This window comes from Nitrospirillum viridazoti CBAmc, assembly GCF_000730165.1.
GTDB classification, from domain to species: domain Bacteria; phylum Pseudomonadota; class Alphaproteobacteria; order Azospirillales; family Azospirillaceae; genus Nitrospirillum; species Nitrospirillum viridazoti.
The window spans coordinates 122,170-135,612 of the sequence record NZ_CP022113.1 but is presented as its reverse complement, the minus strand read 5'-3'; the positions used below and the strand labels follow the sequence as shown (position 1 = coordinate 135,612).

General features: G+C 65.8%; 12 protein-coding genes. 10 read left to right on the top strand and 2 right to left on the bottom strand.

What is annotated here, in order from left to right; genetic code table 11:
* Positions 1-458 precede the first annotated feature (458 nt).
* From Y958_RS28775 to Y958_RS28765, 3 genes are all read left to right on the top strand, one after another.
* Complete coding sequence (locus tag Y958_RS28775) at positions 459-2,639, top strand: methyl-accepting chemotaxis protein (protein ID WP_088875367.1); 2,181 nt, start codon at positions 459-461, stop codon at positions 2,637-2,639.
* Between the two features lie 317 nt (positions 2,640-2,956).
* Positions 2,957-4,111: an alpha/beta hydrolase family protein gene (locus Y958_RS28770; RefSeq protein WP_088875366.1), complete on the top strand. Its 1,155-nt coding sequence runs from the start codon at positions 2,957-2,959 to the stop codon at positions 4,109-4,111.
* A gap of 11 nt (positions 4,112-4,122) precedes the next feature.
* On the top strand, positions 4,123-5,106 hold the full coding sequence (locus tag Y958_RS28765; RefSeq protein ID WP_088875365.1) for a fumarylacetoacetate hydrolase family protein: 984 nt from the start codon (positions 4,123-4,125) through the stop codon (positions 5,104-5,106).
* Here the strand turns inward: Y958_RS28765 and Y958_RS28760 are convergent, their stop codons facing one another.
* On the bottom strand, positions 5,107-6,168 hold the full coding sequence (locus tag Y958_RS28760) for an alpha/beta hydrolase (RefSeq protein WP_145727919.1): 1,062 nt from the start codon (positions 6,166-6,168) through the stop codon (positions 5,107-5,109).
* A gap of 114 nt (positions 6,169-6,282) precedes the next feature.
* Here Y958_RS28760 and Y958_RS28755 point away from each other — a divergent pair, with 114 nt between their 5' ends.
* On the top strand, positions 6,283-6,543 hold the full coding sequence (locus tag Y958_RS28755) for a type II toxin-antitoxin system Phd/YefM family antitoxin (protein ID WP_088875363.1): 261 nt from the start codon (positions 6,283-6,285) through the stop codon (positions 6,541-6,543).
* Between the two features lie 168 nt (positions 6,544-6,711).
* On the opposite strand, the gene soxR is transcribed toward Y958_RS28755, so the two are convergent.
* Entirely contained in the window at positions 6,712-7,140 is a 429-nt protein-coding gene (gene soxR, locus Y958_RS28750) for a redox-sensitive transcriptional activator SoxR (RefSeq protein WP_425600699.1), read from the bottom strand.
* 355 nt (positions 7,141-7,495) lie between these two features.
* On the opposite strand from soxR, the gene Y958_RS28745 reads away from it, so the two are divergent.
* The 6 genes from Y958_RS28745 (at position 7,496) to Y958_RS28720 (ending at position 13,424) form a co-directional block, all read left to right on the top strand.
* The gene (locus Y958_RS28745) at positions 7,496-9,841 is read left to right on the top strand and encodes a TonB-dependent receptor (RefSeq protein ID WP_088875361.1); all 2,346 of its coding nucleotides are present in this window, start codon (positions 7,496-7,498) and stop codon (positions 9,839-9,841) included.
* 133 nt (positions 9,842-9,974) lie between these two features.
* Positions 9,975-10,967 carry a LysR family transcriptional regulator gene (locus Y958_RS28740; protein ID WP_088875360.1) on the top strand — a complete coding sequence of 331 codons (993 nt, stop codon included), beginning with the start codon at positions 9,975-9,977 and terminating at the stop codon, positions 10,965-10,967.
* A gap of 83 nt (positions 10,968-11,050) precedes the next feature.
* Positions 11,051-11,293: a type II toxin-antitoxin system Phd/YefM family antitoxin gene (locus Y958_RS28735; RefSeq protein WP_088875359.1), complete on the top strand. Its 243-nt coding sequence runs from the start codon at positions 11,051-11,053 to the stop codon at positions 11,291-11,293.
* Entirely contained in the window at positions 11,293-11,715 is a 423-nt protein-coding gene (locus Y958_RS28730; RefSeq protein WP_088875358.1) for a type II toxin-antitoxin system VapC family toxin, read from the top strand. The genes Y958_RS28735 and Y958_RS28730 overlap by 1 nt, the downstream gene beginning before the upstream one ends.
* Before the next feature lie 465 nt (positions 11,716-12,180).
* On the top strand, positions 12,181-12,390 hold the full coding sequence (locus Y958_RS28725) for a hypothetical protein (RefSeq protein WP_088875357.1): 210 nt from the start codon (positions 12,181-12,183) through the stop codon (positions 12,388-12,390).
* Positions 12,391-12,650: 260 nt separating this feature from the next.
* Entirely contained in the window at positions 12,651-13,424 is a 774-nt protein-coding gene (locus tag Y958_RS28720) for an alpha/beta hydrolase (RefSeq protein ID WP_244909740.1), read from the top strand.
* Positions 13,425-13,443 lie beyond the last annotated feature (19 nt).

Genomic DNA, 13,443 nt, shown 5'->3' with positions numbered 1-13,443 from the left:
AACCGCCCCGCCCCGGCCGTACCACGGGAATGGGGTGATCGTTCCCCAGTTCCCTTCCTCGGGTTGGCCCCCTGGAAGGCACCTCGGGGCCGCCGGACTTCCCGCCGGCGGCCCTTTTTTAGATGGCAGAAATAGCGGGAACGCCATCGGAAAAAGGGAAATCCCATCCTTCAGCAAGGGAACGTGCCTAGACCACGACTGATCGGCACCCGGTGTTCGACGTTATGGTATCGAATGAGGCCAATCTCAAAACACCGTTAACGATACTTATTCGTCTATTATTCCCAAATGGGCATCGATTTGCGACTGAACTCCTGCAGTGAACATATCCGTTGGTATATGATCAAGGCGATTAACCATTTCCTCTTGATCTGGATCACCTCATAACAATCCTACCTATGTATTTTTCCCCTGGATAAATGCCGATTTCGCCGGCCCACATAATCCAGGAGGCTGCCATGCGCTTTAAATCCTTACAAACCAAGATCAGTTTACTTTCCGCGCTGTGCGTCTTGGGGGCAACGGGCGCCCTGGTTGGCTATGGACTGGTCGCGTCCAGCAACACCAAGGCCTTCGTTGGCGATCAGGTCGGGCAACTGAGCGATAACAAGACGCGGGAAAGCCTGCAAACCCTGGCCTCCACCCAGGCCGGCATTGTCCGGTCCACCCTGGATGGGGCGTTCGACAGCGCCCGCGACATGGCCCGCACGTTCGAGGTGCTGGCCAACGCCCAGGACAAGGTCGGCACCGCGCCGGCCCTGCGACGCGCGCAGTTCAACGCCGTCCTGCTGAATGTCCTGAAGGCCAACCCCCGGTTCAACGGGACCTACAGCGCCTGGGAACCCGACGCCCTGGACGGCCAGGACACCGCTTTCAAGGACAAGCATGAAGTGGGTTCCGATGCCACGGGACGTTTCCTGCCCTATTGGACGCGCGACGCTTCGGGCCACATCGCCATCCAGCCGCTGGTGGAATACGACAGCCACGCGCTGCACCCCAACGGCGTCATGAAGGGCGGATGGTATATCGGGCCGCAGGGCGGCGGCGGCGAAAGCATCCTGGACCCCCTGCCCTATATCGTACAGGGCAAGAGCGTGTATCTGGCCACCATGTCGGTGCCGATCATGATCGACGGCAAGTTCCGCGGCGTCGCCGGTGCCGACTTCGACCTGGCGTTCGTGCAGCAGCTGGCCGAACAGGTGAAGGCCTCTGTCTTCGGCGGCAAGGCGTCGGTCACCATCATCAGCCACATGGGCCTGATCGTCGCGTCCAGCGAGCATCCCGACGCCATCGGCAGTTCCTTCGAGCGTTTCGACCACAACTGGCAGGCCGATCTGGCGGTGATCCAGGCCGGCAAGCAGCAGGTGACGATGGACGCGGCGTCCAACTCCATCAAGGCGTTCGCCCCCATCACCCTGGGCCGGACCAAGACGCCCTGGTCCGTGCTGGTGGACGTGCCGCGGGCGGTGGCGATGGCGGAGGCGACGGCCCTGGACAGCGCGCTGCAGCAGCGCGGCAACCGCGACACGGCGCTGCAACTGGTCGTGGCCTTGGCCATCGCCGCCGGCGCCGTCGGCGGCATGTGGTTCGTCGCCCGCGGCATCGCCCGCCCCATCCGCGCCAGCGCCCACTTCGCCGAGGATGTGGCTGCCGGCCGGGCGGACAAGGATCTGGTGGTCGATCAGCTGGATGAGACCGGAACCCTGGCGCAGGCCCTGAACAAGATGGCGGCCGACCTGAAACGCGCCGAGCAGGAACGGGGCGCCATGCAGGCCGCCGCCGAGGCGGAGCGGCGGGAAACCCTGGGCCGCATGGCGAATGAGTTGGAGGCCAGCGTCAAGGCGGTGGTGGCCACCCTGAGCGGCGCCGCCGACCAGATGGGCGGTGCTGCCACCAGCATGACGGCCACGGCGGACCAGACCAACAGCCAGGCCAATCTGGTGGCCGAAGGCTCGCAGGAGGCCAGCGCCAACGTGCAGACGGTCGCCGCCGCCACGGAAGAATTGTCTGTCTCGATCAAGGAGATTGCCAGCCAGGTGGCCAAATCCACGACCATCGCCACGGACGCGGTACGCACGGCGGACGCGGCCAACGTCCAGATCATGGGCCTGACCACGGCGGCCGAGAAGATCGGCAATGTGGTGGAGCTGATCTCGTCCATCGCGGGGCAGACCAACCTGCTGGCACTGAACGCCACCATCGAGGCGGCGCGGGCGGGTGACGCCGGCAAGGGCTTCGCCGTCGTGGCGTCGGAGGTAAAAAGCCTGGCCAATCAGACGGCCAAGGCGACCGACGAGATCGCCCAGCAGATCGCCAACATGCAGCAGGTGGCGCGGGAATCCGCGACCACCATCCAAGGCGTGGGCCGGGTGATCGAGGAAATGCGCAGCATCACGACGGGCATCGCCTCGGCCGTGGAGGAGCAGAACGCGGCCACGGCCGAAATCGCCCGCAACGTTCAACAGGCGGCCAGCGGAACGCAGGAAGTCACGGTCACCATCCAGGGCGTCACCCAGGCCGCCGCTGACACGCGGGAGGCGGCAAGCCAGGTGATGAAGGTCTCTGGCGAGATCTCCCACGAAACCGGGCGCTTGGGTCAGGCCGTCGATGGCTTCCTGGCCAAGATCCGGGCGGCGTGACACAGCCTGCGTCCGGTCCCGGCATGCCCTTGACGGCGCCGGGACCGGGCGCGCCATCTCGCGCGGGCGGCACCGCATCATCACCCAAACCGTTAGCGCTCCATCGCATCGTTCGATTTCCCAAATAGCCGCCCCCGCGTCAGGGTGCAGACGTGCGTATCGTTGGTGCCCAAGGCCACCGGCGGACGGCGGGAGGGAAAGCGCGAGACGGGGCGGAAAGTAGCCCCATAGGCGGCCGCCACGGCACCGTCACCATCCCATCGTCCAGCCTGGTGCCCAGGCCCAGCGCCCCTTTCGCGACCAGAGGCCAGGACCCCATGTTCGAATACTTCCCCAAGAATTACGTCTGGAACCTATCGGTGGACATCGCCATCGAGTCCGGCGCCCAGATCGGTGAGATCGATGAGATGTGCCGGCCGCTGCGCGACGCGGCGGCGCGGGGGGAGGATACCGGCACGGGGGAGTTCCTGAAGCACTGGGTAGCCATGGCCGACAAGCTGGTCGACCTGGCCGCCGAGGACGAGGCCCGGGGCCGCAACTTCTCCGCCGGGACCAAGCTGCAGCGCGCCTCGCTGTACTACACGACGGCGGAGCGCATGCAGGGCCACGGCCATCCCGGCCGGGCCGACACCTATGCCAAGGCGCAGGACAGCTTCCGCCGCGCCATGGCGCTGGGCAAGGAGAACGCCGAGCGCATCGAGATCCCCTACCAGGGCGGCGTCATCGCCGGCCTGTACACCCGGGCGCCGGGCCCCGGCCCCAAGCCGGTGGTCGTCTATGTCAACGGCCTGGATAGCTGCAAGGAGCTGCTGTACTGGTCCCGCCTGCCGGAGGCGCTGCTGCGCCGGGGCATCTCCACCCTGTGCATCGACCAGCCGGGCAGCGGCGAGGCCCTGCGCCTGCATAACCTACCCGCCACCCACAAATCGGAGGAATGGGCGTCCAAGGTGGTGGATTGGCTGGAGACGCAGGGCGACGTCGACCCCAAGCGCATCGGCATCACCGGCATCTCCCTGGGGGGCTACTTCACCCCGCGCGCCGTGGCGTTCGAGCCGCGCTTCGCCCTGGGTGTCGTCTGGGGCGCCAACCACAATTGGGCCGAGGTGCAACAGAAGCGCCTGGCGCGCGAGGGGGAAAACCCCGTGCCCCACTATTGGGCCCATGTCAGCTGGGTGTTCGGCGCCACCGACATGGACGACTTCTTCGCCAAGGCGGAAGGCATGACCCTGAACGGCGTGGTGGAGCGAATCCGCGTGCCCTTCCTGGTCACCCATGGCCAGAACGACCGCCAGATCAGCCTGGACTACGCCCACCAGACCTATGACCAGCTGGTCAACAGCCCCAAGCGCGAGCTGAAGATCTTCACCCCGCGCGAGGGCGGCATCGAGCATGTGGGCGTGGACAACATGTCCTACGGCCGCGACTACATCGCCGACTGGATCGCCGAGACGTTCGGCGGAAACGTGGGCTGAGGGAATATCCGATGAAGTTCGCCACCCTGCCCAACGGGACACGCGGCAGCCGTGACGGCCGTCTGGCCGTCGTGTCCCGCGATCTGCGCCGTGCCGCCTACGCCGACGGTATTGCCGCCACCCTGCAGGATGCCATCGAGCGCTGGGACGAGGTCGCCCCCGCGCTGCAGGCCCTGTATGAGGCGGTGAATATCGGCCGCGACACCTTCCCCTTCGACCCCACCCAGGCCCTGGCCCCCCTGCCCCGCGCCTGGCAATGGCTGGACGGCTCCGCCTATCTCAGCCATGGCGAGCTGATGGCCAAGGTGTTCAAGATCGACAACGTCCAGGGGACGGAGCCGCTGATGTACCAGGGCGTCTCCGACCGTTTCCTGGCGGCGACCGAGGACGTGGCCCTGCCATCTGAGGCGGACGGCATCGATTTCGAGGGGGAGTTCGGCGTCATCACCGGCGCCGTGCCGCTGGGCGTGACGGCGGAGCAGGCGCTGGCCCATGTACGCCTGGTGGTGCAGATCAACGACTGGTCGCTGCGCGTGCTGGCGCCGCGCGAGATGAAGACCGGCTTCGGCTGGGTGCAGGCCAAGCCGCCCTGCAGCGTGGCCCCGGTGGCGGTGACGCCGGATGAACTGGGGGACGCCTGGCGGGAGGGACGCGTGCACCGGCCGCTGGACGTGTGGTTCAACGGCGCCCGCTTTGGCGCCGCCGAGGGCGGGGCCATGGCCTTCGGCTTCCATGAGCTGATCGCCCACGCCGCCCGCACGCGCGACCTGTGCGCCGGCACCATCATCGGCTCCGGCACCGTGTCCAACGACAGCTACCGCACCGTGGGGTCCAGCTGCATCGCGGAGCGGCGGGGCATTGAGATCCTGGACGAGGGGGAGCCCAAGACCCCCTTCATGCGCTATGGCGACCGGGTGCGCATGGAGGTGAAGCTGGCCGACGGCGCCAGCGTCTTCGGCGCCATCGACCAGCGGGTAGTGCCCGTAGTGCGCTGATCAGGGGGTGCCTTCACCCTGGCGCGGGTTGCGGGGATGCGTCCAAGGCCAGCGGTAGGCGTCCTGCGGCTTGGCCGGGACGGGCGTATCCTCACGCACCAGGGGACGGTATCCGCCGCCCTGGTGCCCCAGGGCCGCCAGCTTCGCGGCCGTGTCGGCGCTGGGCATGAATGCCTGGTCAGCCAGCGCATCCACCACCGGATAGACCGCCAGGCGTTGCAGCAGCGGGGAATTGCCCTGAACGGGTGTTCGGTGATCAGCCGTCAACGGGCACGTGGACCCCTTGGGCAGGCTCAGCGTGCCGGAATTGGCCTGGAAGAAATAGCGCCCGGCCGTGGCCGGCGTGTGGGCGTAGAGGTCCGCCGCCATGCGCTGGTCATTCACGGTGTCGCCGTCATAGACCTGCCAGCCGCGCAGGATCCAGGACGGCAGGTGGGCGAGGTCATTGTCGCTGGTGCCATAGCTGTACCAGGGCGCCAGCATCAGGATGAAGCCACCCCGGCTGCCCCAACCCCGATCCACGAAGGCGCGGCTGGCCAGGAAGGGCACCGCCCCACCGCCGAAGGAATGGCCGATGATGCCCACGCGGCTGAGGTCCATGGCCACCCCTTCGGCCGCCACCGCCGCGGCGAAGCCATCCCACAGCGCGCCATAGCGCTGGTCCTGCGTGGCGCCCAGGGTGGGATAGGGCGCGAAGACCACCACCGCCCCCCGGCTGACCAAGTGGCGGATCAGCCCTTCATAAAGGGTCCAGCGGTCGGCGCCAAAGCCATGGGCGAACAGGATCACCGGGCTGGGGCCGGGCGCCTGCGCCGGCAGAAAGACCTGCACCTCCCGCCCTGCGGCGGCACTCGGCACGGCATGCTGGACCAGGGCATAGGGACCATCGACCCCGGCCGGCATGCCCGGCGGCAGCACCGTGCCGTCGCAAGCCGCCGGCGTCGTGTGCTTATCCCCCCGCAGCGCCTTCACCCCCTGCCGCGCCGCAAAGAAGCAACCAGTGCACAAGGGCAGCAAGGCCGCCAGCACCACCCCCTGCGCCATCAATCGCCGTACCGCCATGTCAACCCTTCCCACCCCGTCACAGCCGGTGATACGGGCGCGGGGGTGTAAAGTTTTCGGGGACAAAAGCTCACCCTCAATTAAACTGGTCTTCCAACCAGTTTGAGACCCGCCATGGCCACCGTAGGCGCATTTGAAGCTAAAACCCATTTGGCTGCGCTGCTTGATAAGGTCGAAGTGGGCGAGGAAGTAATCATCACCCGCCACGGTCGTCCCGTCGCCAAACTCAGTCCTATCGATGGTGGCAAGGATATCGCCTCAGCGAAAGCGGCAGCGTCCGCGCTGACGACGCTGCGCCATTCCATTGCGGCGAAGGACCAAACGCCCTTCGCAATGGCTGAGTTGGATGAATACCGCCTTGAAGGCCGCCGATGACCCTATGGCGCAGGCCCTGGACGCGGTCTCCAACCTCGCCCTACGCCTCCCCGTCATGATGCAATCCGTTTGGAACTGGCGTTGAGGTCGGGCCTGCCGTTCGCCACCTTGAGCACGGTGTTGCGGCAAGCAACGTCCGCCTGATGTTGCCTTAAGACCACCGTCGCCTCACTCCGCTGCCCCGCCCACACCCGGCTGCAACAGCACAGGGCCCGCCGCATCGGCGCCCAAGCGGTCGTAGGGGTTGCGCAGGGGGCAGTCGCCCAGTGACAGGCAGCCGCAACCGATGCAGGTTTCCAACTGGTCGCGAAGCTGCATCAGGCTGTCGATGCGCTGCTGCAGCATGTCCTTCCAGTCACTTGACAGGCGGCGCCAGTCGGCCTGGGTGGGGGTGCGGCCGTCCGGTACTGTGCCCAGGGCGGCATGGATGTCCGCCAGGGCGATGCCGGCGCGCTGAGCCACGCGGATGATGGCGATGCGCCGCAGCACCTCTCGCGGATAGCGGCGCTGGTTGCCGGTGCTGCGGCTGGCGGTTATCAAGCCCTTGGACTCGTAGAAATGCAGGGTGGAAACAGCGACACCGGCGCGTTTCGCCACCTCCCCCACGGAAAGTTCACGTTTCAGTTTGGCAGGGGACAGCTTTGGCGAAGCGGGCATGGAGCAGACCTGAACCTGAACATTGGATGAGGTTTTATAGGGCCCATCGATAACCGGGGCAAGGATGCGACGACAGGACAGGCACCCCTTCGCATGTGCGGCATCTCGCCACCGCGTCAAATGTGCAGTATATTGCCCTTAAGATATAATCAAAGCGATCAGAAACCATTCGTTGTAAGTATAACTTACATGGTTTTGTAATGTTACCGCACCCATTTTGAAATCAAATCTTAATTTGCCGCACTGCGGTAGCGTGGCTATTACCCCAGCAATTTCGTAGCCCTGGGGGAAAGAAATGCAAATCCGTCACCTATTGGCATCGGCCGCCGCCCTGGCGCTGATGACCGGCCTGGCCCTGCCGGCCTCGGCGCAGCAGGCGCCCGACGCGGTCGCCGCCGACACCGATCAGATGCAGGAGGTCATCGTCACCTCGTCCCGCCGCTCCGCATCGGAAATCGAACTGCCGACCCGCGAGATCCAGGCCATCATGCCCGGCGTGAATGCGGTGAAGGCCATCAACATGCTGCCCGGCGTCATTTTCCAGAACGCCGACCCGTGGGGCAACAACGAGCAGAACTCCTCGCTCTACATCCATGGCTTCAACGCCCAGCAGCTGGGCTACACCCTGGACGGCGTGCCGCTGGGCGACCAGTCCTACGGCAACTACAACGGCCTGTCGCCGCAGCGCGCCATCATCAGCGAGAACATCGGCCGCATCAGCCTGGCGTCGGGCGCCGGTGACCTGGGCACCGCCTCCACCAGCAACCTGGGCGGCACGCTGGCCGTGTTCTCCGACGACCCCAAGGCTGACGCCGGCGCGCAGGTGGAGCAGGTGTTCGGCAGCTACGACACCTTCCGCACCTTCGCCCGCATCGACACCGGCGATCTGGGCGGCGGCAACAGCGGTTACGTCTCCTTCGTGCGCCAGGACTCCCGCGCCTGGGACTTCAACGGCCAGCAGGGCGGCTACCAGGTCAACGGCAAGTTCGTGCATGCCGGTGACAAGGGCACGCTGAAGGCCTTCTTCGACTGGTCGGACAAGGTCGAGCCCAACGAGGACGCGACCTCCATCGCCGCCAACCAGGCCTACCAGCCCTATACCCGCCCCTTCCTGTATCCGGACCTGGCCAAGGCGTTGACCTACGTGGACGCCAAGGGCAACACCCCGGCGGCCCTGGGCGCCAACTATTCCAACTATTTCAGCGCGGCGCAGCGTACCGACTACCTGGGCTACGTCAGCTATGACTACCAGTTCAGCGACGATCTGGTCTGGCACAACCAAGTCTACTATCACCATGACGACGGCCGCGGCATCGTGGCCCTGCCCATCAGCGGCGCCGCCTCGGTGTTCAAGGTCTATTACCCGACCCAGGACCTGAAGACCGTGCTGGGCAACACCGGCTACGGCGTGCGCACCACCGAATACACCATCGACCGCGAAGGCGTGCGCTCCAACGCCACCTATACCCTGGGCGATCACCAGATCGAAGGCGGCGTGTGGTGGGAGCATAACGAGACCACCACCGCCCGCCGCTGGTACCAGCTATCGCTGACCAATCCGCTGACGCCCTATGACGTCCCGGACAATGCGCTGTTCACCCAGGTGGAAAGCAAGATCACCAATGACGTGATCCAGCCCTACCTGCAGGACCAGTGGCAGGTGCTGCCCACCGTGAAGCTGCAGGCCGGCTTCAAGGCCAGCCTGCAGTTCGCCGACGGCAAGATGCCGGTGCAGCCGCTGTCCGGTTCTTACAGCGGCACCACCGTGAACCTGCCGGAGGGGCAGATCGACACCAAGGAGGGTTTCCTGCCGCAGGTGGGCGCCCTGTGGGACATCACCGGCAACGACCAGCTGTTCTTCAACATCCAGAAGAACCTGCGCCAGTACATCACCTACGGCCTGGGCGGCGCCTCGCCGTGGAGCCTGGGCAACCAGGCCGCCTTCGACCTGTTCAAGAAGACCGGCAACCCCGAAACCTCGTGGACGTATGAAGCCGGCTGGCGCGGCGACCACCCGGTGGACCTGGGCTTCATCACCGGCATCGGCGGGCAGATCAACTACTACCACGTCGACTTCAGCAACCGTCAGCTGCTGATCAGCCCGAACGCCACCCTCACCAGCTTCGTGGGCGGCGTCGGCATCCTGCAGAACGTGGGCAGCGTCACCACCGACGGCGTGGACGTGGCCGCCACCGTGCACCTGGGCGACCACTTCTCGGTCTATGACGCCCTGTCCTACAACCACTCCCAGTACGACCAGAACTACGTCAGCGGCGCCAGCACGGTGCAGACCGCCGGCAAGCTGATCCCCGGCGATCCGGAGTGGATGAACCGCTTCATCGTCAGCACTAACTACGGCGCCTTCGGGGCCAAGGTCAGCGGCGAGTACTACGGCAAGCGCTACGCCACCTACACCAACGACCTGTGGGTCCCGTCCTACTGGCAGTTCAACCTGGAAGCCAGCTACGACCTGGGCGCCATCGCCCCGGGCGTGAAGTCCTCCTCCATCGCGCTGAACGTCACCAACCTGATGGACAAGCAGGCGGCCAGCACCATCACCGTGGGCTCGGCCTCCGGCACCTACGCCATCTACCCGCTGGCCCCGCGTCAGTTCTTCGTCACCCTGAAGGCCGGGTTCTAAGCCTCAGGTTCCTGACGGTTGGACGGGTTCCAGGGGGCGCATCCCTGGAACCCGGCCTCCGGCGGCACCCCCTGGAACTGAAGAACGTTCCTGCCTACATTGCTCCGGACCCAAGTTCGTTCCGGGGATACCCATGGACAAGTTGCAGGCGATGCAGGTCTTCACCCGCATCGTGGAAGTGAACAGTTTCTCCAAGGCGGCGGACACGCTGGGCCTGCCCCGCGCGTCCGTCACCACCATCATCCAGAACCTGGAAGGCTTCCTGGGCGTGCGCCTGCTGCAGCGGACGACGCGGCGCCTGAGCCTGACCCCGGACGGCGCCGCCTATTACGAGCGCGCCGTCCGCATCCTGTCCGACATCGACGAGGCGGAGTCCTCCTTCGCCAACATGAAGAAGAACCCGCGCGGCAAGCTGCGCGTGGACATGCCGGGCGCCATCGGCCGGCTGCTGGTCATTCCCCGCGTCCATGAATTCCGCCGGCAATATCCCGACATCGACCTGATGATCGGCATGGGCGACCGGCCGGTGGACCTGGTGCAGGACGGCGTGGACTGCGTGGTGCGCGTGGGCCATCTCCAGGACAGCAGCCTCATCGCGCGACGCGTGGGCGTATTCCAGGGCGTGACCTGCGCCAGCCCGGCCTACATCGCCACCTACGGTGTGCCCGAAACGCTGGAGGATCTGGAACGGCACCAGGCTGTGAACTATTTCCACAGCCGCACCGGCAAGATCGTCGATCTGTCCTTCATCGTGGAGGGCGAGGTGCAGGAGGTGAAGGCCGCCGGCCCCGTCGCCGTGAACGACGCCGACGCCTATCTCACCTGCGGGCTGGAAGGGCTGGGCATCATCCAGCCGCCCTATTTCATGGCCAAGCCCTACCTGCTGTCCGGCCAGCTGAAGGAACTGCTGCCCCGGTGGAAGCCGGAGCCCATGCCTATATCCGCCGTCTATCCCCACAACCGCCACCTGTCGCCCAAGGTGCGGGTGTTCGTGGACTGGGTGGCCGACCTGTTCGACAGCTGCCCCCTGTTCAACGGCCAAGCCACCAGCCTCTGCCCGGAAAAGCCGCCCGCCCCGGTCACGGTCGATGCGGAGGAAGAGGAGAAGTGCCTGATCTGCGCGTGAGGGTGCGCGCGCGGGCAACCGACATTGTTTTCAGGGAGGGACAGGTCTATATCTGACCAACTATCTGGTCAGAAGCAACGGACATGACCACGATCAACCTTGCTGATGCCAAGGCACACTTGAGCGATCTGATTAGCCAGGCCGAAGCGGGGGAAACCGTGATCATCACCCGCCGGGGCAAGCCCGTCGCCCGTCTGGTCCCAATGACTGCCCCCCGGCAGCCGATCGCGCTAGCCCCAATGCAAGCGCTAACCGGAAGCACGCCGCCGCAAGCACAGCCCGCTGAGGCCTTCGTGCGTGCCATGCGGAACGACGACCGGTATTGATGCTCTACCTCGACACCTCACTGCTGGTCGCCGCCCTGACGAATGAGCCCGCTTCGCATCGCATCCAGACATGGCTGAGCCGGCAGGACGCTAATGCCCTGGTCATCAGCGATTGGGTGATGACGGAGTTTTCCTCGGCCTTGTCCATCAAGGTACGGACAGGTCAAATCAGCACTGAACATCGGGCACAAGCCTTGAGAATATTTTCGGAGTGGGTCGATGCTTCTTTCGGCCTGCTGCGGATTTCACCTCATCATTTTCAAACCGCCGCGCGTTTCTGCGACCATCATGGTTTGGGTTTGCTGGCCGCCGACGCCTTGCATTTGGCTATCGCCGCCGATGAAGGCGCGACCCTTTGCACTTTGGATCGCAAACTCGCCGAGGCGGGGCTAGCCCTGGGCATCGCGACAATGATACCGTAACGTCATTGCGCAGCCGCAGCGCGGGCAGGGGCTCCCAATCCCCCGATTATGCGGTTTTTTCTAAACAGAGTATTCGCATTATCGCGTATTCCGCTTAGAGCGGCATTCGCTATGATGGAACCGTTGCTGCAGTGCCGGTCACGGACCGGTCAGCGGCCCGGATCCGGGGGATGCTCCTGGGGTCCGCCCTTCGCGAAACCGCCCCGTTCGGGGCCCCAACCTAGTCTCGCGGCCTGATCGTCCTTTTCCATTGGAGAGGGGCGCGGACGCGTTGTCCCTGGCGTGACCCGTGGTCTTGGCAGTCTCCGGTCCCGCCACCCCTTGCCTGATGCCGGCACCCTTGCCGGAACCCCGCGGCCGATACCGCCGCCCGCATCCGCGCCGATTTGACGGCGGGAAACGGGACGCGACCGCCGCAGTTCCCGGCATATGCCTGGCGTCACCCGTTCGTGAGGAGTTCGTTCGATGGCCGCACCGACCTTTGATGTCCAGAACAGCCTGACGCTTCCCACATCACTGGTGGGGGAGGCGCCTGGCTCCAGCCACCTGCTGACCTCGGACGCCCGCATGACCCTGGCGGTCCTGGTGGCCATGGCCACTGGCCTGTCCCTATTCGCCGGCCTGGCGCTGTGCGACCTGTTGCCCTTCATCGGCGTCATGCTGCGGGGTTTCTAAGCACCGCCCACTTCTGACGATCCGCCCTCATGCGTACCGCGGCGCACCAGCCGCGGTACGCGTTGCCGTCTCCGCCCGGCACGATTGTTCTGCCAATCCGAATTGTGTAGCAGCGAAACACTGATTTATTCGCCGCAACACCCCTCATACAGTCCACCCTGTCATAACCAGGAGGGACGCACCCGCGTCCATGTGAAATGTCCAGGCCATCGCGCCATAATCCCTGTGAAACAACCACCAGCGGCCCGGATGAGGTGACCGTGTGCGAGACGCGCATCCCGGGCTATGCCCAGGAGGTGACCTTGCGCCTGTACCGTCCGGCCGTGGCGCGCAAGACCCTGCGGCCTTCGCTGCCGGTCGTGCTGGTGTTCCACGGCGGCGGCTTCACCAAGGGCGGGCTGGACGATGCCGATCCGGCGGCGCGCTTCATCGCCACGCATACGCCCGCCTTCGTCATCTCCGTGGGCTATTCCCTGGCCCCGGCCCACCCCTTCCCCGCCGCCCCCGGCGATGCCTACCGCGCCGCCTTGTGGGCCACCGAACACGCCAAGGACTTCGGCGGCGCCGCCAACCGCCTGGGCGTGGCCGGGTACGACGCCGGCGGGCACATCGTCGCCTCGCTGACCTTCATCGCCCGTGACCAGGGTGACGTGCCGCTGAAGGCGCAGGTGCTGATCGGCCCCATGCTGGACCCCAGCCTGACCCGGGTGGGGGACGAGACGCTGCTGAGTTCGGACATCACCATCGCCGACTGCGCCAAATGCTACCGCGCCTATCTGCCGGAAGCGGCGCAGCGCCTGCATCCCTATGCGGCGCCGCTGGAGTCCCGGCGCCTGGCCGGCCTGCCCCCGGCGCTGATCGTCACGGCCCAGAACGACGTGCTGCACGTCGAGGCCGAGAAGTACGCGGGTCAACTGATCGGGGCCGGCGTGCCCACCGAGGTGACCCGTTTCCCCCGCGTTTCCCATGCCGACCTGGCCGCCAATCCTGCGGCCCTGGCGGCCGTCGCCAACTTCCTCGGGCGTCGCCTGTAACGCCCCGCCAACGCCGTCT